The sequence below is a fragment of the Undibacterium sp. Ren11W genome, assembly GCF_049340485.1.
Classification (GTDB): Bacteria; Pseudomonadota; Gammaproteobacteria; order Burkholderiales; family Burkholderiaceae_D; genus Undibacterium.
The window spans coordinates 68,426-89,438 of record NZ_JBMPPB010000011.1 but is presented as its reverse complement, the minus strand read 5'-3'; the positions used below and the strand labels follow the sequence as shown (position 1 = coordinate 89,438).

The window sequence follows — 21,013 nt, the reverse complement described above, 5'->3', positions numbered from 1 at the left end:
CTTGGACGGATAATAAAAAAGCTATTATCTATGAAGCTTGCCAGCTCTGCTGAACTTCCTATGTTTCCATGCGGACGAAATTAAGACAGCGCCATATAGCGACCAGGCCGGTGATTGAGGGTAATCGCCAGATTTAAGACCACCGCACCGAGTATCGATGCCGCTAAGGCCAGCGGGCTGACCACCAACAGCGAGGCCATCACGATCAGCACATCCATGCCCATCTGCAGTTTGCCGGCGCGGATGCCATGCTTGTCTTGCAGATACAGCGCCAGAATATTGATACCGCCCAGACTAGCCTGATGCCGGAACAACACAATAAAGCCCACCCCCATCATCAGGCCGCCGATGATGGCGACATAAAACGGCGTGATGGTAGAGAGCGTCGCCAGCGACAGCAGTTTAGGATGCAAGCCAGCCATGACCGACACCAGCGCCACCGAGCAAAAGGTCTTTAGCGTAAAGCGCCAACCCATGCGGCGCCAGGCCAGCCAGTAAAACGGAAGATTAATCAAAAAGAACAAAAGACCAAACGACAGGCCGGTGCGGTAATGCAGCAAAAATGCCAGACCCGCAGTGCCGCCCGTGAGTAAGCCGACCTGATTAAACATCGCCACACCGAGTGAGACAAACAGGGTGCCGGTAAAAATGGCCAACATGTCTTCAAACAAGGTATGCGGTGCGATCGGGGCAGGGACGGTAGGCGGCGTAACAGTGGTCATGGCGGTGTAGAGTGACGGTGAAGATTGAGTGAACGCGCGGATTGTAAGCCCAGCTTGCGCCACAAAACCATAGCCGTCAATTTAGCCACGCTTTTGTTGACGCGTATCAAATTGGGCTAGGCTGGGTAAGCTGAATTGATCATTTACAAGCACCCCTGCCAGCGCGCATATTCCATGCGCTTCTTCAAGCATGCATGGCTGCCAACCCGCATGGATACTGCGCCTCTGGCCTATGCTGATTTAAAATCAGGCAATGGTGCTGCTTAGGCGCTTAATTGTAAATAAGCAAAAGAAGATTTGCCTATGCTAGGCTGTGGTTTTCTAAGGAGTTCGCTATGCCTAAGCTTAAATTCATCTCGCTGTTGTTGCTATTCTGCTGGCTGACGCAAGTCGCTGGCTGCAGCAGCATGTCGCCAATGCAAGCTCAACATCTGCCGCAAAATCTGGCGCAACTGCAGCAGCAAGTACGCTCCGCCGAAACGGCTTTTGCTGCCAGCATGGCGCAGCGTGACCATGCTGCTTTCAGCCAGTTTTTATCGGAAGAAGCGGTGTTTTTTTCTAACGACAAGGTGTTACGCGGCAAACAGCAGGTCGCTGAGGGGTGGCGGCCGTTTTACCTCAAAGCGGAGCCACCGTTTAGCTGGGCAGCGGATCAGATAGAAGTGCTGGACAGTGGCACGTTGGCGCACAGTTCTGGCCCAGTGTATAACGCCAGAGGTAAATTGATCGCGCGCTTTTCGTCTATCTGGCGGCTCGAAGCGCCGGGTACCTGGCGCATCATTTTTGATAAAGGGAATGAGGTCTGCGATTGCGTCGCCAAATGATGCAGCGTCGTGAGTGAGGAAAACCCCGCAAGAAGCTAGTCGCCGGCTACCGCGCAAGCACCCGACACGATGCTTGCTCAGATGTGCCGGTGATCTGAAATACCTGACTAGCCCTCAGAATTTCTTTCGCTAAGATCCCGCAACCAGGATGAATTTATTTTTGTCCGAGAAAACGGCTATACGTTTGGGCGCTGTCGCGTGGCACTTCCATCATAGGCAAGTGTCCGACATCGGGGATCAACTGAACTTCTGCCCTTGGCAGGCGTCGCTGCAAAACCGCCGCACCAGAGGCATCGAATAGATGGTCTTGCGCGCCCCATAGTACCAAGACCGGCTGATCTATTGTGGCTATCCGGGTATCGAGTAGATAGCGGTCGGCGAGCTGTTGATTCCATATGCGCAGCTTGCCTGGTGCGTCGCGCAAGGCGTCTGCCAGCGCCCGCTGGGTAATCGGGTAGGGTAAAAATGGACGTTGCGCAAATAGCAGCTTGAGCATTTTCTCAAACTCTTGTTCGTTTTCCGGGATCAACGGGCTGTTGGCACCAGCATCAATCAGACCGTCCATCACACTGCTCCTGGGGGTGCGTATGCCGTGCGGTGCGCCAATAAATGCGACGCTTAGCACACGTTGTGGATAGCGTTGCGCAAACAGGGCGGCGATGGTGCCGCCCATCGAGCTGCCGGCGAGATGGGCTTGCTGAACGCCGATGGCATCCATCCAGGCACGCAGCCGCTCCACCTGCGCCGCATAGTCATAGGTCTGGCCGGCCACCGGTCCGCTGCTGCCAAAACCAGGTAAATCGGGCAGTAACAGCTGATAGGGGCCGCTCATTGCCCGCGCAAAATCGACCCAGTGATCTTTCTCTGCAAAAATGCCATGCAGTAGGATTACCGGTGTTCCGCTGCCGCCGGCCAGATAGTGCAGGCGGTGTGGCCCGACTTGCACGGTGTGTTCTGTTAAACCGGCGCTGGCGCGATTGAGCGCAATCAAGGGAGCGACAAAATGCTGTGGCAATAGGTAATACGCGCCTGCCAGCGCGGCCAAAGCGGCCAGTGCGATCAGGGAAACGCCGAGTAAAATTTTTTTCAAGATGATCTCCGTATAAGCTTTGAATCGGGCATGCTAACTGTGTTTTTGATTAACTACTTGTAGGTTTGGGCTATGCGCGCACTCAACACACTTACGCTAGGCAGGGACCGGGCTTTATATCTTGGCGAGATCCCGGCGACGGGCTGGCATCAGCATGCCGCGCCGGTTTTGCTACTGGGCCTGTCGGGGCGCTTTGGCTTGCACCTGCCCGGTGGCCAGCTTGCAAGTTGTCGCAGTGCCCTGATAGACGCCAGTGTCGAACATATGTTTGACCCATGTGGAGAGCATGTTGCGCTCATGTACCTGGAGCCAGATTCGCCGCAAGCACTCAGTTTGCGCGGGCACTTTGGGCGGCTCGGCACTGTAGTGCTGGACCCGGTAAGCCATACGCCTTGCCGTAGCAGCATGGATCGCTATTTACACAACTTTGATTTGCCGGCGCTGTTGCGTTGGGATATGCATACCGCCGGTTCTATCGATGCGCGGGTGCTGCGCAGTGTGCAGGCCATGCGCGCAGCCAGCCTGGGCGCTGGCATGCAGCGTGGTATGCAGCGCGACAGCGTGGCGCAAATAGCGCAGCTATCGAGCTCACGTTTTAATCATCTGTTTCGTCAGGAAATGGGCGTGAGTTATCGTAGTTATCGGGTCTGGACCCAGGTGCGCGCCGCCATGCTGGCATTAAGTACGCAAGCAAGTCTGACCGATGCCGCGCTGGACGCCGGATTTTCAGACTCTTCGCACTTTAGCAACATGTTTCGCTCTACTTTTGGCATGACACCTTCTAGTGTAGTGCGACCGCTGCGCACGGTGTCGCTGTTACGCTAGAGTTTTATGTCTATGCACAAAGGACTACATCGCTAGGGAACTTCTAAAAACCACTAATAGCGTTACTGTTCAGCCTGCTAGCCGCACTAAGGCGATTACCCACACGGTTTGTATCGCTATCTGCACACACTGCATACTAAATCTGGCGATGGCCGGGTAGGGCCGGGTCGAGATTAAATGTACCGTAGATTGGCAGACGCGGGCGGCTACTGCCCATAGCGCCAGGCTGTCAGTAATCTGCGCATGGCCGGAGGTGATGGCGACCAAGAGGATCGCCGCAAAGCCCGGCAGGCTCTCGTAACAATTGGCGTGCGCACGGCATAAACGGTAGGAAAACGGCGAAATATCCTCGCCCCATATTGCAAAATTATTCGGCCGCCGCTGGCCAGATATGGTGATGCTGGCGCGCAAAATCGCAATGCCATACAGCAGGGTCAACGACCATGCGCCATACAATAATAGGGCTAAACTTGAGTGACTCATGACAGGCTTTCTGGTGAAATCGGAAGCCCCATTCTGGCTCTGAGTGCACTTGCCAGATATTGGCTATATCGCCTATTATGAGGTGATTATCGCCAAATCGTGTGTAAGCTCGCCACGCTCAAAGAATATGCCAACTCGACCTTCGGCACGCGCCCAGCCGCCCTTGCGTATCGCCATCCTGGCCTATGAGAATTGCATGGCTAGTGAGATCTTCGGGGTCTCCGATATCTTGCGTATCGCCAGTAATATCGCCAGCGCTCTTGCGCAGCGAGGGTGTCAGGCTTTTGAGATAGCACTGATCGCCGTGGCCGGTCGTACTGTGACGGTGGCGGGTGGCGTCGCGCTAGCTGTGACGCGCGCACAGGGGGCTTATGATGTGCTGATCGTACCGGGCTTAGATATACGGCAGCATGAAGATTGGGATGCCAGGTTGACGGCGCTGGCGCGCGAGCTGGCCTTAATTGAGCGACTGTTTGCTAGCGGCACGCAGGTCGCCGCGGTCTGTGTCGGTGCATTTTTATTGGCCGGGGCCGGTTTGCTGGCGGGACGTAAAGCCACCACCGCCTGGCTGTTTGCGGCTGAATTGGCGAGTCGCTACCCGGCCGCGCAGATCAGCCCGGATGCCATTTTGGTCAGCGATGGCGGCATCATCACCTGCGGCGCGGTCAGCTGCACTTTTGATCTGGCGCTACATCTGGTTAAACGCGCACTGGGCGCAAAAATCGCCAGCGCCACGGCCCGTATCGCGCTGCTGCCGAATCAGCGTACTAGTCAGGCACCGTATCTCGATAGCAGTTTGTTGCCGGCACGCCTACCTACATTTTCACAGTCGGTGGCGCAATGGCTTAGTCTAAGATTGACTGATCGCTACGATCTGGCGACGCTGGCGCAAGCTTTTCATGTCAGCAGCCGCAGCTTATTACGGCGCGTTAAAGCCGAGACCGGGCAAACGCCGCTAGGCCTATTGCAAGTGGCGCGCGTAGATAAGGCCAAGCAGCTCCTGCATAGCAGCCGCATGAGCATCGCGCGCATTACCGAACAAGTCGGCTACACTGACGTCGCCACGTTTTCCCGCCTATTTGTCAGACAAGTAGGCGAAACCCCCGCCATGTACCGGCGTCGTTAGAAAGAAAATATGATACATATTGTTGGTATAGATCATCTGGTGTTACGCGTCAGCGATCTCGATCGCATGCTCAATTTTTACTGTGGCGTTTTGGGCTGTCGTGTAGAGCGGCGACTAGACGATATCGGCCTGGTGCAATTGCGCGCTGGCCAGCATTTAATTGATCTGGTGCCGGTAGATGGCGTGCTGGGCAAGGGCGGCGGTGCCGCTGCTGGCGCTGGCGGGCGCAATCTCGATCATTTTTGTCTGCGCCTAGAGCCCTTCGACGCCGACGCGATACGCGAATTTTTGCAGGCCAAGGGGATAACGGTTGGTGCGGTGGCGACCCGCTATGGTGCCGAAGGCGACGGCCCCTCGCTGTACCTCAATGATCCAGAGGGCAATGTGGTTGAACTCAAGGGGCCGCCTTATGCGCGATCCGATATGCCGGTCCACTCAGCTTAAGCTCGACCATGCTAAAACGCTTGCATCACGCCGCCATCATTTGCTCTGATTACCAGGTCTCGCGCCATTTTTATACCGAGCTACTCGGTCTGCGCGTACTGGCCGAACATTATCGTGAGCAAAGACTATCGTATAAGCTCGATCTGGCTTTGCCCGATGGGTCGCAAATCGAGCTATTCTCTTTTGCGGATGCGCCGCCGCGTCCCTCCTACCCAGAGGCGCGTGGCTTGCGGCATCTGGCGTTTGCGGTGGACGATGTAGCACTGTGCAAGGCCATGCTGGAGGCTAAGGGGATTGCGCTCGAAGCAGTACGCATCGATGAGTACACCGGCCAGCCCTTCGTGTTTTTTGCCGACCCGGATGGCTTGCCCTTAGAGTTGTATCAAAGCAGCGACTGAGAATGCGCTTGATTGCAACAGCGATCGCAACATGGCATGCCGCCAGCGCGCATATTCCATGCGCCTTGCAGGCCAGCATGGCTGCAAAGCCGCATGGGATATGCGCGAGCGGGCAGGCACTTTCAAAATACCCACACTGCCCAAAGCATTCCAGCGTAAATCCACAAAAACGGTGAAAATAGCAGCTTACGTATTTTTACGCCTACAGCGACGCCATGATCGATACCGAGCACACCCTTACCTCGCCCTTGTCTACCCTCAGTCAGGATGCCAATCCTTTGCTGGGCTTGACGATAGTCTGGCATCCCGATGCTAGCCGCATCGGCGAGCAATTTATCGCCGGTAGCGGAGCGGGGGTGTTGGAAGTAAGTCGCTACTTGCCGCTGTTTCGCCGCCCTGGTGCAGAGGGCCTGGCGCTTGGACATGGCGGGATTTCGCGCGATCCGCTTAAGCTGGTGCGCGATGCCGAGAACGGCTTGCAAATCGTACCGTCGGCCAGCCGCATGGTGGTTGAACTGAATGGCGAAGAGTTGCTGGCACCGCACAGCCTGAGTGCTGAGCAAATCGAAGGCGGTCAGATTCTCGGTCTGGGGCGCAGCATCATCTTGTGTCTGCACTGGATGCGCTGCCTTCCCAAGAATAATCCTGTGGCCGGTTTGCTCGGTGTCGGCAGCCATGCCATCGTGGCGCGCGACCAGATTCGTCAGGTCGCCGGTACTGATTTACCGGTCTTGCTGCTGGGCGAAACCGGCACCGGCAAAGAGATCGCGGCGCGTGCCGTGCATGCCTTAAGTCTGCGCGCCAAGAGTGCTTTAGTCACCGTGAATATGGCGGCACTGAATGAATCGCTGGCCGCCGCCGATCTGTTCGGCGCGGTTAAGGGTGCCTACACCGGCGCGCAAACCGGCCGCAAAGGTCTGTTTGCCGAAGCCGAAGGCGCCACTCTGTTTCTCGATGAAATCGGCAATACGCCGGCCAGTGTGCAGCCCATGCTGCTGCGGGTGTTAGAGGGCGGCGATTATCGTCCGCTCGGTGCGCAACACGATCAGCACTCTAGCGCCAGGCTGATCGCCGCTACCGATCAGGATCTCGATAGCGATCATTTCAATCAAGCCCTGTTGCGCCGTCTGGAAAGTTTTGTGATCCACCTGCCGCCGCTGCGCGCGCGCCGTGAAGATATAGGCGTCTTGATGCAGCATCTGCTCAAGAGTAATCCGCAGATGGCAGAACTGAGCCTGACATTGCCGCACTCTTTGATTACCGATTTTGCGCGTTATGAGTGGCCCGGTAATATCCGGCAATTGGCGCATGTACTTAAGCGCGTGATGCTGGCCCTGCAAATGGGCGAGGTGCCACTGTTCGAGACGCTGGTAAAAATTTCGCCCGAGCGTATCACCAGTAGTTTTCTCTCTAGCGCAAGCCTCAGTGCGCGTACCGTGCTGGGCGCGAGCGCAGTGCCTGCAGCGAGCAACAACACTGCCAACACCACCAGCACCGCCACTAGCACCGCCAGCACCGCGACCACGTCAGCAGCACCGGCGCGCAAAAAACTCACCGAACTGAGCGAGGCCGAAGTGCTGACTGCGATGGAAGAAAACGACTGGTACATCCAGGCCGCCGCGCAACAACTGGGCGTCTCGCGTCCCTCTATGTATAAGCTGCTAGAGACGCATAGCCAGATACGCAGGGTAGAACAAATCGCGCTGGAAGAAATTCGCGCGGCACTGGCAAACAGTGGCGGCGACGTAGAACGTTGCGCCGCCTTACTCAAAACCCCGAGCGAAGCCTTACGACGACATCTGCGGGGCTTGGGTTTGCTGGGGTGAGGGGATTATTGGGGTTTGACGACGAGCTCAGGATCCGGCAGGAAGTAGAAGTGGGTAGTGGTCTTGCTAGCCCCTATAGAGGGGACGATCAGAGAAAAGGCCACGGTAAAGCCCCAGGTGCCTGGTCGTTTGCCTATGGTCAGGGTGGGGAAGGAGTGGATATCGATATTATTCGCATCATTATAAAAAGGCGAACTGTCGGTAGAGACCTGTGCATCTTTATAGCCTGCGATCAAAACGGCTTGGTCTAGTTTGCCTGGGGTTTTTACATCTGGGGCAGGGCTAAAAGTGAAGTGCAGACGATCGCCGGGATTTAATCCATCCGCCGGCAATGGCGGATTAAATGTATAGCTGGCCGTATTGCCCGCAGGTGCTGGAATCTGTAAAGGATGATAAATAATATTACAGGTATAGATAGGCTTGGCTGAGTTAGAGCTGGAAGACATAAAATTTCCTAGAATTGGATAGTGCGCGTTAAAGGATGACCAAAAAACTTTACTGCTTGATTACACCGCTTTGTTTTACTGCTACACCGATAAAAAATTACGTGAGCTTACCTGTGTTAGTACTTGCTAGTAACGATACTTGCAACTTTGCATCGCTATGTATTAAGCAATGTTTATGCCTGTCTCAACTATTTTTTTGAATAACGCGCATCGCGCCTGAGTGCCAGCAAATCTGGTTCGCTTTCTATGAAGCCGACAGGGTAGCCAAGTTCCCTGGCCTTACCGATTGCCGTCAGCGCTTCTGCCCGCTTGCCCAATAATTCGTAAGCCAGACCCGCGCGGAAATGCACGCTAGGGTCTTTCGGGGCCAGTGTCATGGCTTTTTGGATTAATTCCAACGCACTCTCCTTGTCGCCGCTACGTGCTGCGTAGAGGCCCATGCGCGACACAAGGGTAATCTCATTCGGGTTGCGCGCTAAGCGCGGGGCCAGTAATAGGCGGGCCTTGTCATAGGCCTGGCGTGCTTCTTCTTTGCGACCGGGTATCCATAGCAGGGTATCGGCCAGATTGGCCCAGCCCAGATAATCGACAGGATTGCCTTTGTCTGGTGATACCGCCGATTCAAAGGCGGTAGCGGCGGCCACATAGTCGCCGCGTAAAAATTGGGCATTGCCGAGATTGGTATACAGCAAGGCGCTTGGACGTAGTTGCAGACCTTGTTGCAAGACTTCCAGCGCCTCGTCGTTGCGGTTCTGACTTATCAGGGCGGCACTCAGATTGGCGTAGGAAAATACTGCATCCGGTTGCAATTGTATGCTGAGCTTGAAGGCGGCTTCGGCCGCCTTGTAGTCGTCTTGCGCGTAGTGGATGGTGCCCAGCTGGTCGGCGAAGATTCTTTCCTGCGGGAAGTGCTGCAGTCCTAATTCGGCATTCTTTTTGGCATCGGCATAGCGCCGCAGGCTTCTGAGGGCGTTGGTTTTTTCATTCCAGGCGAAGAAATTTTTCGGATCAAGGCTCAGCGCACGTTCTTGCGCCGCTAATCCGTGTTCCGATTTGCCTTGTAAATTGAGTACAACACCCTTGGCGACATGACTAAGGGCTAATTGCTCATTGAGTTTCAGGGCTTGCTGGGCGCTGGCGTCGGCTTTTTGCAGCCAAACCTCATCTTGCTCATCACTCTGATAACGAAAGCTATAGAGCAGCGACAGACCTGCTGCGGCCGCCGCATTATTCGGGTTGTGGCTGAGTATGGTGTTGAAATTTTTATCTGCTGCATCCAGGCTGCCTGGTCGATCAAACAGCTTGAGGGCGGCCAGACCTTGCTGCATCTCTAGCGCTTCTGAATACGGGCCGGCTGGTGAGCTGAGGGCTGGGCTGCTGGCGCTGGTCTTGGCAATGCTGTCTGCGGTGCTGAGGCGCGGAACAATTTGCCAGACCAGTAATCCTGTCAGTAGTGTCAGACTGAAGGTCGCGATGCCCCAGCGCAGCGGCTGGCTGAGCGGCTGCTTAGTAGCCGCTGCTGGTGCTGATGTGGTGACGGCTAAACCTGCAATGCTGAGCGGGGCGCTGAGCGTAACGCTGACCGGATTACCGGCTGCCGCATTGAGCGTAGTTGCAAACGGATTACTCACGTGCGCTGGTATGCTGGCGCTGTGCGGGTTGTCGCTAATGCGCTGGCTAATCGCCTTGATCTGCTCGACTACGGCGGCCATGCTGGCCAGTCTTAGCTCGGGCTTACTGGCGGTCATGGCGCGAATCAGCTGGATCACCGGGGTCGGTAAATTGGCGGGGTAATCCCAACCGTCTGAACTCGCTTGCATATGCGCGGCTGCCAGTGCCAGCCCGCTCAGATGGGCATGCGGGCGGCTACCGTTGAGCAGTTCGTAGTAGATCACACCCAGCGCATAGATGTCGCTCTTGGCATTGGCCAGCGTGCCCAGCATTAGTTCGGGAGCCATGTAGGCGATGGTGCCTTGCGGGTCTAGCTGGCTGACCGAGGCAGTAGCTTGACTATCGGTCTGGGTGGCCAGACCAAAATCGAGGATGCGCAGCTTGCCGCCAGGTTCGAGTATCAGATTCGATGGTTTTAAATCACCGTGGGTAAGGCCAGCGGCATGTGCTTCTTGCATGGCATCGGCCACCTGGCGTATCAGCTCCAGCACCTGGGCAACCTCTTGCGGCTGGCCATGGCCCCAGACTCTGAGGGTGATGCCGGGCACCAGTTCCATCACGATGGCGGTGCTGTCGCCATCTTCTTCTATCGCAAATATTTTGACAAAGGCGGCGTGTTGTAGCGACGCCGCCAGCCGCGCTTCTTTGAGCAGGCTAGTTGGCGCATGCTGCACATGCTTCATGCGCTTGATGGCGACGCTGCGACGTAGCTTGTTGTCCCAGGCCTCGTACACATCGCCAAAGCCGCCTTCGCCAAGCTGAGCGCGGATCTGGTAATGGCTGAGCGTGGGGAGGTCAGACGCTGCCGGGTTCGCTACGGTATTTGAAGCTGAAACGCTCATTGCCTGGCTTGCCTTGTTGTCGAAAAAAGTAATGTTTACGAAATCTTACTGTGGCGTATTGTCGATGACATGTAAAGGAAAAGCAAGTCGTGTAAAGAGCGCTAGTCTTTACATGTAAAAAACCGGCTAAATCGACTTTGGCTAGGGGGCGAGTAATTTTTATACCCTGTCATTTTGCTGGCATGTAACTTGCGAATGCAAAGACATTGTGTTTGCAGCATCTGGTATTTTCGAGTTCTCCTTTAGTAACATCATCGCGTCATGAGGTTTTTGCAATGAAACAAATCAAGCTGCCTGTGCATAACGCCTACGACCCGGCCAGTAATGACGAGGTCGGCGCATTTGATCTGATCCATGCCGAGCATAGACTGGGTGACTCACTGTGGCAGGCCTTGTCTGAGGCCGGGCGTCAGCAACCTAGCGTGTTTTTGTATGCGATCTATGTGCTGGGTCTGATCTTGCTGAAGTTTGACTATAACGGCCATCAACTGAGCTTTTTGTGGACTAGGCAAGAATGGTCCTTGTACGGCATGCTCGGTTTGATGGTCGGCTTTAGTTGTACTGGCCTGCTGGTGGCCAGCCATTTTCTGCAATTGCAGCGTCCCGCGCAGGCGCTGAGCCAGGCCGTGCAAGTGATCAGCAATCTCGGTTTAAGTATTGTGCTGGTGTATGTGGCCTTGGGGCGTGACCGGGCGGCAGCCAATGTTGGTCTGGTTTTATTGGCGCTGTGGTTGGGTTATAGAGTGTTGATTGCGCTGCGCAGTATCGTCAGTCTGGGCGCGATTGCGCGATATTTTTTACTCGCCACGTTAGCGGCTTTGGTGGTGGCCGGGGTCTGTGCGGTGGTGGCCCTGAATCACTTGCCTTTAAATGCGGCCACTTATCAGGCGCTGGCGCTGGCCCTGATTGCCGAGCTGACGTTTTTGGGATTGGCGCTGGCGCATCAAGCGCGCCGCTATCAGTTTGCCGGTGCCAGGGCGATGCATCTGGCTTGTCACGATTCTTTGACTGGCTTATATAATCGCCGCGCTTTTCTGGATATGGCCAAACCGGTGTGGAGCAACGCCAAGCGCAATCAGCGCCCGCTGAGTATGATCATGATCGATCTGGATCATTTCAAACGTATCAATGATCAGCATGGCCACGATGCAGGCGATCGTGCTCTGCAAGCCAGTGCCGAATTATTCGAGCAAGCCTGTCGTGCCGGCGATGTGTTGACGCGCTGGGGCGGTGAAGAGTTTTTAATCTTATTGCCAGAGACCGATATGGATCAGGCTTGTCTGTTCGCCGAGCGCATACGCGGCTCCCTGGAGGCACTGGGGCTGCCGGTAGAATCGAAATCGATCATGCTGACCGCCAGTTTCGGGGTAGCGGGCAGCGCCGACAAGCACAGTCTGGAAGATTTGATCAAGGCCGCCGATCTACGTCTGTACGATGCTAAGACTCAGGGCCGTAACCGCATCTCTAGCGAACACTGCCTGTTTTATAATTCGGAGTTGCGCGCATAAAAAACATTACCCCTGCCAGCGCGCATATTCCATGCGGGTTTGAGGCCATGCCGGCCTGCAGGCCGCATGGGATATGCGCGGCGGGCAGGGTGCTTTGCAAAACCTCAGCATTACTCCTGCGCGCTACTGAATAAAACAGGATAAAACTGGATAAAACGGAAGAGCCAGCGTCGTCGCTCGCTAGCGTGGGTTTGAACTAAGCCTGCTGCTTAGCGCGCCGAACTAGACTGCCGATCAAAGCCAGGCCAACTAAGTGCATGGCGTAAGTCTCGGGCTCTGGCACCGCCAAGGTATAGTTGAGCACCGATAGATGATCGCCGTCGGGATAGCCGCTAGCATTAAAGATCAGCAAATTGACCGGGCTAGTATTCATCTTCAGTTTTAGGTTGAAGTTATTCTCGTCAGTGGGGCTAGCTTGCTTGAAATCCAAAATATATTCGTAAATCTTTTTACCGTTCAGGTAGCCGGTGGCATACCCAATTTTGTCATTGGCCCATCCTAAATTCAGATTCAGGTGGAGCGCGGCAAGACTAAATGGCGCGCCATCGGTGGATGCCATAAGCGTGTCTGCATGGTCGAACGAGGTCGCATTGCGGCTCGCTTGCGTATACTCGGAGCCGTCCCAACTACCCCAGACATACTGTTCTAGTTGTATCTCCGCGCTAGCCGGAACACAAATTGCACTCAGTGACAGCATTAACATCGCTGCGCGAAATAATGATTGTAGTTTCATTTTTATCTCAAAAAAGTTAACAATATGCCTAACATAGCATTGTTAATTAGCTATTAGAACAAATAAAGTGTAAGTATTTTGCAAAGTAAATTTTCTAAGCTTGCTGCTTTGCTCATTGGAACTGGTTTGAAATAAAAATAGAATTGCGTTCTATCAGCAAAACTTAGTAAAAGCGGTGAAAATAGCGCCTGCACTTTTCCCCAACGTCCGCAAGACTTCACTGAATCGAACAACATGGCCACCCAGCAAGCTATCGTCGGTAAATTTACAACTGGCTCGACCATGCGTCATGTCGTCACCATGACGGCCACCAGTTCCATAGGCTTGATCGCGGTGTTTCTGGTCGATGTCTTAAATCTGTTTTATATCTCGCAATTAGGCCAGCAAGAATTGGCGGCGGCGATAGGCTATGCCAGCACTTTGCTTTTTTTCCACACCTCGATTGCAATCGGACTGACCATCGCCGCCACCGCCCTGGTGTCGCGCGCTATCGGTGCTGGTGGCCTGGCTGCCGCTAAACAATTGGCTGGCACGGCGCTGCTCATCATAGGCGCGGTCAGTTTGCTGCTCACTTTACTCACGTATCCTTTGATGCCTAGTCTGTTGCAGATGCTGGGTGCGCAGGGTGAAACGGCACGACTGGCACAACGCTTTTGCGCTATCGTCTTGCCGTCTATCCCCTTGCTGGCGCTGGGTATGTGTCTGAGCGCCTTGCTGCGCGCGGTCGGTGATGCCAGACGCGCCATGTATGTGACGCTCGGTGCTGCTGCCGCCACCGCGGTGCTCGATCCGCTGTTTATTTTTGGCTTCGGACTGGGTCTCGATGGTGCCGCTTACGCGAATATCTGCGCACGCTTGGTCCTGATTAGCATAGGCTTGCATGGCGTGCTGAAAATCCATCAACTGTATGCCCAACCAAGTCGCGCCGCCTTCTTGCAGGGCCTCAAACCTTTCTTTGCCATCGGCATCCCGGCAATTTTGACCCAGGTAGCAACCCCGGTCGGCAATGCGGCGGTGACCGCCGCGATTGCCAAATATGGCGACAATGCGGTAGCTGGCTGGGCGGTAGTGGGGCGCTTGATACCGGTGGCGTTTGCTGGCCTGTTTGCGCTGTCCGGTGCGGTCGGCCCTATCCTCGGGCAAAATCTGGGCGCGAAGCGTTATGATCGTTTGCGCAGCACCATGCGCGACAGCCTGAAGTTTACGCTGATCTATGTCTGCGTGATGTGGGCCTTGCTGGCGCTGGCTGGCAGCCATATCGCCGCCGCTTTTGGTGCGCTCGATTTGGGGCGCGAGATCATCGTGTTCTTTTGCCTGTTTGTGGCTGGCAGCTTTCTGTTTAACGGCTGCCTGTTCGTCGCCAATGCCGCTTTCAATAATCTCGGCTATCCTCTGTATTCGACCATGCTTAACTGGGGCAGATCGACACTAGGCGTGATCCCTTTTGTCTGGCTGGGCAGCCACTGGTATGGCGCCATTGGGGTGCTGGCTGGCTATGGCCTGGGCGTTGTGTTTTTTGGCGTAGCCGGAGTCTGGCTATGCTTTCATGTGCTGGGTAAGCTGGAGCACGATGCCGCCGCTGGCGTTGCATAAATTTTGATGGTGGTCGGAAGACGCTACGCCTTCCGACCTACGCGGTCGCTAAGTTCATGACACCGCCTCCCAGCCCTTATTCTGTTTCGTCATACTCTCGACACAATTAATGTTGATAATTCTGCAAATGTAAATTTGAGGCTGCATTTTGCTCGCCTACTATTTGTGCATGTATATCTTGATTAACGATGCTTAGAGCGCTGCTCCGGAATAATAATGAAACAAAAAATTTACTTATCGGCCCTGGCAATCATCAGTCTGGCCGGATGTGGTAAGACCTCGGAAGACCCGAATGCGGTGCCAGAAGGCACCACTCTGAAAGTGGCTTTGCTGGAAACCACCGACATCCATCAAAATATTCTGAGCTATGACTATTACGGCTTGAAAGCCGACACCAGCTTAGGTCTGGAGCGCACTGCCACCCTGATCAGCGCTGCCCGTGCCGAAAATCCAAATAACGTTTTGCTCGATGACGGTGACGTGATTCAAGGCACTTTGCTGGGTGACTATCAAGCGGTTGCCGCGCCAGTTACTTGCAGCGGTACGCTGGCGGTGCACAAGGTCATGAACGCGCTGAAATACGATGGCGCGGGCGTCGGTAACCATGAATTTAATTATGGCTTGAATTTCCTAAGTCAGATCACCAATACCGATTTTGGTGTTGAGGGCGTGCAAAAGGGAGCCAATTGCGGCGCACCGAATTTCCCTGTGGTGCTGTCGAATGTGGTCGGCGTGACTAGCCAGAAGCCTATTTTTAATCCTTATTCGATACTGCCTAAACAATTCACCGCCACCAAGCCTGATGGCACTAGCATGAGCGTAAAACTCAATGTGGGTATCATGGGTTTTGTACCGCCGCAAGTGATGGATTGGGATCAAAAACACCTGGCTGGAAAAGTCATGGTCAATGGCGTGCAAGAATCCTCGCTCAAGTATGTACCAGAGTTGCGCAGCAAAGGTGCCGACTTGATCGTGGCGCTTTCGCATGGTGGTCTGGATGCTTCGCCGTATAGCCCTAAGATGGAAAACGGCAGCCTGCATCTGGCCAGTACTGGCATCGATGCCCTGATGCTGGGCCATGCGCATTTGATTTTCCCTAAGGCGAAAGAAACCGGTGGCCCGGCACTCGATGCAGCACTGGATAAATTGCCACAGGTGGATAGCATCAACGGTTTCGTCAATGGTGTCCCTGCCGTGATGGCGCAAAGTTGGGGCCGTCGTCTGGGTATTATCCAGATGACGCTGATTTATCAGTCGGGTAAATGGGTAGTGCAAAAAGACAAAACTAAGGTTGAAGCGCGCGGTTTTAAATATACCGATGGCACAGCAATCGTGGCGGCCGATCCTAGTATCGCGCCATTGGTGGATGCCGAGCATAAGGCAACGCTGGCGTATGCCACGCAAGCCTTAGGCACGACGACAGATTTTGAGATGTCGGCCTTCTTCGCTCTGGTCGGCGATGTCAGCGCGATCCAGATCGTGAATCAGGCGCAGATAGCCTACGTGAAAAGCTTCATCGCGACCTCTACCGACCCCACCATCGCCAGTTATAAAGCTATCCCTGTGATCTCTTGCAGCGCACCGTTTAAAGCTGGTCGCAATGGCCCTACAGATTTTACCGATGTGGCCCCGACTGCGACATTGGCGACGCCGTTTGGCTTGCAAGTGCGACACCCGGGTGACTTGTACTTGTACGGAAATAATAATTTGCAAGCGGTAAAAATCAAAGGTTCAGATTTGAAAAATTGGTTAGAAGCAGCGGCCGGACAATTTGGAAAAATCGACCCTGCGCTCACTAGCGAACAAGATTTGGTGCCTAGCTATTCAACCATTTATAACTACGATGTGTTCTATGCCGAGAACAATGCATTGAAGTACCAGATTGATGTCACCAAAGCAGCCGGTAGCCGTATCGTCAATTTGAGCTATATGGATAAGGCGATTGCTGACGGCGATGACTTCATCGTTGCCACCAACGATTATCGCGCCGGTGGCGGGGGCAAAGTGCCGGGTATAGACGGTAGTAAAACCATCATCAAGTCGCCCGATGCGAATCAGGCTGTGGTCAGTGACTTCCTGAAAAAGCAAGGCAAAGTCACGGCCGCAGCAAATGGCGCTGCGCGAAGCTGGAGTTTCGTGAAAGTCGCCACGCAAGGTCCGGTGATTTTACGTTCTGCACCGGGCAAGTTAAGTCTGGCGCAAAGTATGGGATTGACGACTGTGAAGGCCGAAGGTGGTTTAGATGCCAGCGGTTTTGCTAAATACGCGATAGATCTGAACAAGTAGTTCGGAACAAATAGTTCGGAGCAAATCAATCTGCGTTTTTTCCTGGGCGCTAATGCAGTGCTACTTCCGTCGACCGGAAGTAGCATTTTTACCTTTGAAGAACATGAACTTGAATTATCGTAATGCTTTATTAAAACAGCCTATGTCTATCGTCGTGACTACCACCTTGACTATCGCCATGGCTGTCTTGTGTATGTTGGGACTAGGTTTGGCTGCCGTAAAATTGACAGGAGCGGAACCGGTACCGAATTCCGCGCAAATCGAAAGCCTGGGTGTACTCGCTCTCAACACCCAGACGCCAACAGCAATCGCAAGTTTGACTAAGTGGGCGCAGCAAGACCAGCCTGTGGCGCAACGTGAATTAGGCTTGGTATTAGCCAGCGCAGGCGCGGATTTTTCTCAGGCAGTTATCTGGCTAAACAAAGCAGCGCTGGCCGGAGATGAGGAGGCACAATTTGTCCTGGCCGAGGCGCATTACAAAGCAAAAATGGGTTTGCCGCAGAACTATGCTTTTGCCTGGAAATACTATGTGTCGGCAGCACAGCGAGGGAATACCAAGGCCAGTTTTATGTTGGCCAGAATGGCTAAGTACGGTGAAGGCGTGCCACTTGATCTGGCGCTCTCTGTGCACTATTTACAGCAGGCCAGCTCGGGCGGCAATGCGCAAGCGATGTTTTTATTATCCAACGCCTACGCGCTTGGGGAGGGTGTGACGAAGAACGCAGCGTTGGCACAAAGTTGGTTAGAAAAATCGGCCGAAGCCGAATATCCGGTGGCGATCCATGAACTGGCCTTACATTTGAGCGGCGGCCCAGATCATGAGGGGACGCGCTCTTTGGAAGCGCGCCATTTGATCAAAGAGGCCAACGACGAAAGAACTTTGCGCTGGAATCGCTATCAATGATCCGCGTGATTTTTGGCTGAACTTGCGCTTGGCCGGCCGATGTTTGGCGCAAGGAGTTTGTCTGTAGAAGCGTCAAAATCGATGCAAAGCATAGGCCTAAGGCGCATATTCCATGCGGGTTTCCAGCCTATCTGGCCTGCAGGGCGCATGGGATATGCGCGGTGGGCTAGCTACTATTTAAAATAAGTGTGGCGGCTTGTTCTTGGAGCAGATAGGCTGCGCTAGTTTGCCTGCCTCAATGCGGTTGATTCGGTTTCTTTAAAAATTTTTGCACTACATCATCCACATAAGTAAACACCACGGGTACGACTAGCAGCGAGAGGAAGGTGGAGGTGATCAGGCCGCCTATTACCGAGATCGCCATCGGCGCTCTAAAGCTAGGATCTATCCCTATGCCTAATGCGATAGGTAGCATGCCGGCGCCCATGGCGATGGTGGTCATGACTATCGGCCTGGCGCGTTTATGGCCGGCGTCTAGCAAGGCGGCTTTGCGCGACATGCCGCCATGCCGCGCTACGATCGCATATTCAACTAGTAAGATCGAGTTCTTGGTGGCGATCCCCATCAGCATGATCAGGCCGATCAGCGAGGGCATAGAGAAGGCGCTACCAGTCACTAACAAGGCGATAAAGGCACCGCCTATTGAGAGCGGTAGCGCGGCCAGTATCGTGACAGGCTGCATAAAATCATGGAACAGTAAGACTAGCACCATGTAGATGCACAGCACGCCTGTGAACATGGCCAGACCGAAGCTGGCGAACAGAGATTTCATTTCTTCGGCATCGCCCACTTCGCGCCGGACGATGCCGGCCGGTAGATTTTTCAGGCTGGGCAGGCGGTCGGCAGCATCGCTGACTTCCCCCAGGGTCTTGCCGTTCAGCTCTATGTCGAAGCTGACATTACGCGCTCTGTCCATGCGACTGATCTGGGTGGGGCCGCTACCGAGGCTGAGGCTGGCAACCTGGCCCAGCATCACATCGCCATTTTTTCCGGCGACATTGAGTCGCGCCAATTGGGCCAGATCGGCGTGGGCATTTTCTGAAAACCTGACGACGATGGGCAGTTGACGTTCCGGTAGATTGAGTTTGGCCAGGCTGGTATCAAAATCGCCAATGCTGGCAATGCGTATGGCATCGGCAATTGCACTGGTGCTGACACCCAGGTCGGCCGCTCTTGCCAAATCCGGTTTGATGATGACTTCGGGGCGCAGCAGACTGGCGCTGGAGTTAATCGCGCCTATACCTTGCAGGGTGCGCAGATCGCGTTGTACCGCCTCTGCGGCGCTGCTTAAGGTGTCGGGATTTTCACCGGTCAAGACCAGTTGAAATTTTTCGCCGGCATTGCCTATGCCTATGGTAATCCGCACGCCGGGCAAGACTTGCAGGGTTTGCCGCAATTGGTTTTCTATTTCGCTCTTGGTGAAAGTGCGCGCTGAGCGCGGCAACAAGGTGAGGGTGAGATTGACCTTATTCACCGTGCTATTGCCAGACGGTGCAAACGGATCGGAACCCGCATTGCCGCTCCCTATGGTGGTGTAAATTTTGCTGATATCTTTGCGCTGCTTGAGTAGGTTACTGGCCAGTTCGGCCATCGCCATAGTGTCATCAAAACGTGCGCCCGGTGCCAGCTCTATTCTGACTACGGTTTGGGAACGATTATCGGGCGGGATAAAGCCGGTAGGCAATAAGGGCACCAGAGCCAGCGAGCCAAAGAAAAACAGCCCGGCAAAAATACTCGTCATCAGTCTATGCTCCAGACACCATTTGGCTAGCCGCATATACTGCTGCATGATTTTTCCATCGCCGCTCTCGTGCAGTATCGGTTTGAGCAGATACGCTGCCATCATCGGTGTCAGCAAGCGCGCTACCACTAATGAGGTCATGACTGCCAGCGCGGCGGTCCAGCCAAATTGTTTGAAAAATTTACCGACAATGCCGCTCATGAAAGCGGTAGGCAAGAACACCGCCACCAGCGTGAAGGTGGTGGCGATTACTGCCAGGCCTATTTCATCGGCCGCTTCCATCGCCGCCTGATAAGGGGTCTTGCCCATGCGCAGATGGCGCACGATGTTTTCGATTTCGACAATCGCATCATCCACCAGTATCCCGACCACCAGGGCCAGCGCCAGTAGGGTAATCGTGTTGAGCGTGAAGTCAAATAGATACATGCCCAAAAAAGTAGGGATCACCGACAGCGGCAGGGCCGCAGCCGAGACCAGTGTGGCACGCCAGTCGCGCAAAAACCACCAGACCACCAGTACCGCCAGCAAGGCACCTTCGATCAAGACATACATGGAGCCGCTGAACGACTCTTGTACCGGATCGACCATATTGTAGGCTTCGTCGAGCCTAACGTCGGGATGGCTTAATTGCAGTTTTTGTAGTGCCGCATGCACGCCGTTGGCGACCGTAATTTCACTCGATCCACGGCTGCGCGTGAGTTCAAAGCCAACCACCGGCTTGCCATCAAGCAGGGCGATCGAGCGCCGCTCTGCGACGGTATCGACTACCCTGGCAATCTGCCGTAGTTGCAAACGCCGTCCATCATTGAGCGCTAATTCTAGCTGGCTCAGTTGTTCAGCATCGCTGGCACCAGCCAGCGTGCGTATCGCTTGCTCGGTATTGCCTACGGTGCTGCGGCCGCCAGAGGCGTCGCGTTGTATCTGGGGAAGCAAACGCGATATTTCGGCCGCCGAGACATTTAAGGCCGCCATTTTTTCGCGATCCAGTTCTACCCGTATTTCGCGATTGACACCACCGACCCGGACTACTTTTCCCAGACCTGGTACCGACATCAGAGCCTTCGTGACTTGATTGTCGACTAACCAGGACAGACCTTCTTCATCAAGTTTGCCAGAGGCCACCGTGTACACCAAAAACGGCACGCCTGAAAACTCAATTTTGCTAATAATCGGGTCCTTGGTATCGCCCGGTAACTCAGCTCTGACGGTGCTGACCGCATTGCGCACATCGTCGACGGCCTCGTTGACGGGCTTCTCCATGACGAACTCGATGGTGGTAATCGATAGACCATCTTGCACCGTGGAATAGATGTGTTTGATGCCTTGCAGGGTGCCGAAGGCGTTCTCGAGTTTGCGGGTGATTTCGTTTTCTATCTGGGCCGGTGCCGCACCTGGAAGCGCGGTGGCCACGGTCACCATGGGTAGATCGATGTCAGGAAAATCCTGCACCTTCATCTTGTGGAAGGCCGTTAAGCCTGCCAGCGTCAGCAGTATAAATAACAGCAGAGCGGGGATCGGTGTTTTGATCGACCAGGAAGAAAAATTGATCAT

17 protein-coding genes are annotated in these 21,013 nt (G+C 54.5%); 10 read left to right on the top strand and 7 right to left on the bottom strand.

Annotated elements, in window-relative coordinates; genetic code table 11:
• Positions 1–80: 80 nt before the first annotated feature.
• Positions 81–722, bottom strand: coding sequence for a YitT family protein (locus ACO0K8_RS20055; protein ID WP_422948421.1), 642 nt, complete (start codon positions 720–722; stop codon positions 81–83).
• Between the two features lie 335 nt (positions 723–1,057).
• Between ACO0K8_RS20055 and ACO0K8_RS20050 the strand changes: the two genes are divergently transcribed.
• Positions 1,058–1,546, top strand: coding sequence for a YybH family protein (locus ACO0K8_RS20050; protein WP_422948420.1), 489 nt, complete (start codon positions 1,058–1,060; stop codon positions 1,544–1,546).
• Positions 1,547–1,700: 154 nt separating this feature from the next.
• Here the strand turns inward: ACO0K8_RS20050 and ACO0K8_RS20045 are convergent, their stop codons facing one another.
• Positions 1,701–2,636, bottom strand: coding sequence for an alpha/beta fold hydrolase (locus ACO0K8_RS20045; RefSeq protein WP_422948419.1), 936 nt, complete (start codon positions 2,634–2,636; stop codon positions 1,701–1,703).
• Between the two features lie 72 nt (positions 2,637–2,708).
• On the opposite strand from ACO0K8_RS20045, the gene ACO0K8_RS20040 reads away from it, so the two are divergent.
• Complete coding sequence (locus ACO0K8_RS20040; RefSeq protein WP_422948418.1) at positions 2,709–3,461, top strand: helix-turn-helix transcriptional regulator; 753 nt, start codon at positions 2,709–2,711, stop codon at positions 3,459–3,461.
• Between the two features lie 69 nt (positions 3,462–3,530).
• On the opposite strand, the gene ACO0K8_RS20035 is transcribed toward ACO0K8_RS20040, so the two are convergent.
• A complete protein-coding gene (locus ACO0K8_RS20035) occupies positions 3,531–3,944 on the bottom strand; it encodes an MAPEG family protein (RefSeq protein WP_422948417.1) in 414 nt (137 codons plus the stop codon).
• Positions 3,945–4,071: 127 nt separating this feature from the next.
• Between ACO0K8_RS20035 and ACO0K8_RS20030 the strand changes: the two genes are divergently transcribed.
• From ACO0K8_RS20030 to ACO0K8_RS20015, 4 genes are all read left to right on the top strand, one after another.
• Complete coding sequence (locus tag ACO0K8_RS20030; RefSeq protein ID WP_422948416.1) at positions 4,072–5,070, top strand: GlxA family transcriptional regulator; 999 nt, start codon at positions 4,072–4,074, stop codon at positions 5,068–5,070.
• Between the two features lie 9 nt (positions 5,071–5,079).
• On the top strand, positions 5,080–5,514 hold the full coding sequence (locus tag ACO0K8_RS20025) for a VOC family protein (RefSeq protein WP_422948415.1): 435 nt from the start codon (positions 5,080–5,082) through the stop codon (positions 5,512–5,514).
• Between the two features lie 8 nt (positions 5,515–5,522).
• Positions 5,523–5,912 carry a VOC family protein gene (locus tag ACO0K8_RS20020; protein WP_422948414.1) on the top strand — a complete coding sequence of 130 codons (390 nt, stop codon included), beginning with the start codon at positions 5,523–5,525 and terminating at the stop codon, positions 5,910–5,912.
• Between the two features lie 215 nt (positions 5,913–6,127).
• On the top strand, positions 6,128–7,738 hold the full coding sequence (locus ACO0K8_RS20015; RefSeq protein ID WP_422948413.1) for a sigma 54-interacting transcriptional regulator: 1,611 nt from the start codon (positions 6,128–6,130) through the stop codon (positions 7,736–7,738).
• Positions 7,739–7,743: 5 nt separating this feature from the next.
• Here the strand turns inward: ACO0K8_RS20015 and ACO0K8_RS20010 are convergent, their stop codons facing one another.
• Positions 7,744–8,184, bottom strand: coding sequence for a hypothetical protein (locus ACO0K8_RS20010; protein WP_422948412.1), 441 nt, complete (start codon positions 8,182–8,184; stop codon positions 7,744–7,746).
• Between the two features lie 188 nt (positions 8,185–8,372).
• Positions 8,373–10,697, bottom strand: a complete 2,325-nt coding sequence (locus tag ACO0K8_RS20005) for a protein kinase domain-containing protein (RefSeq protein WP_422948411.1) — start codon at positions 10,695–10,697, stop codon at positions 8,373–8,375.
• Positions 10,698–10,972: 275 nt separating this feature from the next.
• Between ACO0K8_RS20005 and ACO0K8_RS20000 the strand changes: the two genes are divergently transcribed.
• Entirely contained in the window at positions 10,973–12,205 is a 1,233-nt protein-coding gene (locus ACO0K8_RS20000) for a diguanylate cyclase (RefSeq protein ID WP_422948410.1), read from the top strand.
• Between the two features lie 196 nt (positions 12,206–12,401).
• Here the strand turns inward: ACO0K8_RS20000 and ACO0K8_RS19995 are convergent, their stop codons facing one another.
• Positions 12,402–12,938: a PEP-CTERM sorting domain-containing protein gene (locus ACO0K8_RS19995; protein ID WP_422948409.1), complete on the bottom strand. Its 537-nt coding sequence runs from the start codon at positions 12,936–12,938 to the stop codon at positions 12,402–12,404.
• Positions 12,939–13,172: 234 nt separating this feature from the next.
• Here ACO0K8_RS19995 and ACO0K8_RS19990 point away from each other — a divergent pair, with 234 nt between their 5' ends.
• The 3 genes from ACO0K8_RS19990 to ACO0K8_RS19980 all read left to right on the top strand — a co-directional run bounded on the left by ACO0K8_RS19990 (position 13,173) and on the right by ACO0K8_RS19980 (position 17,721).
• Positions 13,173–14,531 carry an MATE family efflux transporter gene (locus ACO0K8_RS19990; protein ID WP_422948408.1) on the top strand — a complete coding sequence of 453 codons (1,359 nt, stop codon included), beginning with the start codon at positions 13,173–13,175 and terminating at the stop codon, positions 14,529–14,531.
• A gap of 216 nt (positions 14,532–14,747) precedes the next feature.
• Positions 14,748–16,817, top strand: a complete 2,070-nt coding sequence (locus ACO0K8_RS19985; RefSeq protein WP_422948407.1) for a bifunctional 2',3'-cyclic-nucleotide 2'-phosphodiesterase/3'-nucleotidase — start codon at positions 14,748–14,750, stop codon at positions 16,815–16,817.
• A 103-nt stretch (positions 16,818–16,920) separates the two neighbouring features.
• A complete protein-coding gene (locus tag ACO0K8_RS19980) occupies positions 16,921–17,721 on the top strand; it encodes a tetratricopeptide repeat protein (RefSeq protein WP_422948406.1) in 801 nt (266 codons plus the stop codon).
• A 235-nt stretch (positions 17,722–17,956) separates the two neighbouring features.
• Here ACO0K8_RS19980 and ACO0K8_RS19975 read toward each other — a convergent pair whose 3' ends face one another.
• Entirely contained in the window at positions 17,957–21,013 is a 3,057-nt protein-coding gene (locus tag ACO0K8_RS19975; RefSeq protein WP_422948405.1) for an efflux RND transporter permease subunit, read from the bottom strand.

Coding starts and splice junctions, on each gene's coding strand:
- ACO0K8_RS20055 (WP_422948421.1), bottom strand. CDS start 722: ATGACCACTGTTACGCCGCCTACCGTCCCTGCCCCGATCGCACCGCAT.
- ACO0K8_RS20050 (WP_422948420.1), top strand. CDS start 1,058: ATGCCTAAGCTTAAATTCATCTCGCTGTTGTTGCTATTCTGCTGGCTG.
- ACO0K8_RS20040 (WP_422948418.1), top strand. CDS start 2,709: ATGCGCGCACTCAACACACTTACGCTAGGCAGGGACCGGGCTTTATAT.
- ACO0K8_RS20035 (WP_422948417.1), bottom strand. CDS start 3,944: ATGAGTCACTCAAGTTTAGCCCTATTATTGTATGGCGCATGGTCGTTG.
- ACO0K8_RS20030 (WP_422948416.1), top strand. CDS start 4,072: ATGCCAACTCGACCTTCGGCACGCGCCCAGCCGCCCTTGCGTATCGCC.
- ACO0K8_RS20025 (WP_422948415.1), top strand. CDS start 5,080: ATGATACATATTGTTGGTATAGATCATCTGGTGTTACGCGTCAGCGAT.
- ACO0K8_RS20020 (WP_422948414.1), top strand. CDS start 5,523: ATGCTAAAACGCTTGCATCACGCCGCCATCATTTGCTCTGATTACCAG.
- ACO0K8_RS20015 (WP_422948413.1), top strand. CDS start 6,128: ATGATCGATACCGAGCACACCCTTACCTCGCCCTTGTCTACCCTCAGT.
- ACO0K8_RS20010 (WP_422948412.1), bottom strand. CDS start 8,184: ATGTCTTCCAGCTCTAACTCAGCCAAGCCTATCTATACCTGTAATATT.
- ACO0K8_RS20005 (WP_422948411.1), bottom strand. CDS start 10,697: ATGAGCGTTTCAGCTTCAAATACCGTAGCGAACCCGGCAGCGTCTGAC.
- ACO0K8_RS20000 (WP_422948410.1), top strand. CDS start 10,973: ATGAAACAAATCAAGCTGCCTGTGCATAACGCCTACGACCCGGCCAGT.
- ACO0K8_RS19995 (WP_422948409.1), bottom strand. CDS start 12,938: ATGAAACTACAATCATTATTTCGCGCAGCGATGTTAATGCTGTCACTG.
- ACO0K8_RS19990 (WP_422948408.1), top strand. CDS start 13,173: ATGGCCACCCAGCAAGCTATCGTCGGTAAATTTACAACTGGCTCGACC.
- ACO0K8_RS19985 (WP_422948407.1), top strand. CDS start 14,748: ATGAAACAAAAAATTTACTTATCGGCCCTGGCAATCATCAGTCTGGCC.
- ACO0K8_RS19980 (WP_422948406.1), top strand. CDS start 16,921: ATGAACTTGAATTATCGTAATGCTTTATTAAAACAGCCTATGTCTATC.
- ACO0K8_RS19975 (WP_422948405.1), bottom strand. CDS start 21,013: ATGATCAATTTTTCTTCCTGGTCGATCAAAACACCGATCCCCGCTCTG.